Here is a 1,114-nt window from a genome sequence, read left to right on the forward strand (position 1 = left end):
GTCCCGGAGCTGTCGTCCACCGCGTTGGTCGCCCGGACCGACACGTTCACGTTCTGGTAGATGTTGGCGAACAGCGAATCGAAGGTCCGGTTCAACGTGTCGGTGAGAATCAGCGTGCCGGTGACGAAGCTGACTCCGGCTACGACCGCGAGCGCGGACAGCACCAACCGGATCTTACGAGCCAGCAGGCTCTTGAGGGTCGCGCGCAACATCGTTCAGACCCTGCCCGCGGATCCGTGGTCCTGCTCGTGGCTGTGCTGGTCGTGACCGGGCTCGTGCCATCGATCCTGTATCGGGTCGGTGTTCTGCCGGGGCTGGGGTTCAAGGCCGTCCGGCGGCAGCCCGTCCGGCGGCGTGCCCACCAGGGCCGCCTCCTGCTGAAGATCGTCGAGATGTTTCATGCGTTCGAGAACGCTCTGCGCGGTCGGGTTCGGCATCGAGTCGACAAGCCGCCCGTCCGCGAGGAAAACGACCTCGTCGGAGAAGGACGCCGCGGTGGGATCGTGGGTGACCATGACGACGGTCTGGTCGAACTCGCGAACCGACCGTTGGAGGAACGCCAGCACCTCCGAGCCCGACCTGGAGTCGAGGTTGCCGGTGGGCTCGTCGGCGAACACGATGTCCGGCCGGGTGACCAGAGCGCGGGCGCACGCGACCCGCTGCTGCTGTCCGCCGGAGAGCTCCGAGGGGCGGTGTCCCAGCCGCGGGGCGAGTCCGACGGCGTCGACCACCGCACGCATCCACTCCCGGTCGGGTTTGCGCCCGGCGATGTCGAGGGGAAGGGTGATGTTCTCCGCGGCGGTCAGCGTCGGCAGGAGGTTGAACTGCTGGAACACGAACCCGATGCGGTCACGCCGGAGCTGGGTGAGCTGCTTGTCCGACAATCTGGACAGGTCCACGTCACCGACGTAGACCCGGCCGCTGGTCACCGTGTCCAGGGCGGCCAGGCAGTGCATCAGGGTCGACTTCCCCGACCCGGACGGTCCCATGATCGCGGTGAAGCGGCCGCGGGGGAAGGAGACGTCGATGTTCCGCAAGGCGGTGACCGCGGTCTGCCCCGATCCGTAGATCTTGACCAGGCCCGCGGCCCGGGCGGCGGGAGCGGTACTCGCCG

2 protein-coding genes are annotated in these 1,114 nt (G+C 68.1%); both read right to left on the bottom strand.

The genetic code is table 11. From position 1 onward, the window contains the following. A partial coding sequence (locus DD1DGNOD_RS29475; protein WP_241255725.1) for a hypothetical protein occupies positions 1–212 on the bottom strand: 212 nt, incomplete at its 3' end. Positions 213–215: 3 nt separating this feature from the next. Then, on the bottom strand, positions 216–1,114 hold an 899-nt coding region (locus DD1DGNOD_RS14420; protein ID WP_241255726.1), incomplete at its 5' end, for an ABC transporter ATP-binding protein.

Source organism: Candidatus Protofrankia californiensis (assembly GCF_900634765.1).
Taxonomy (GTDB): Bacteria; Actinomycetota; Actinomycetes; order Frankiales; family Frankiaceae; genus Protofrankia; species Protofrankia californiensis.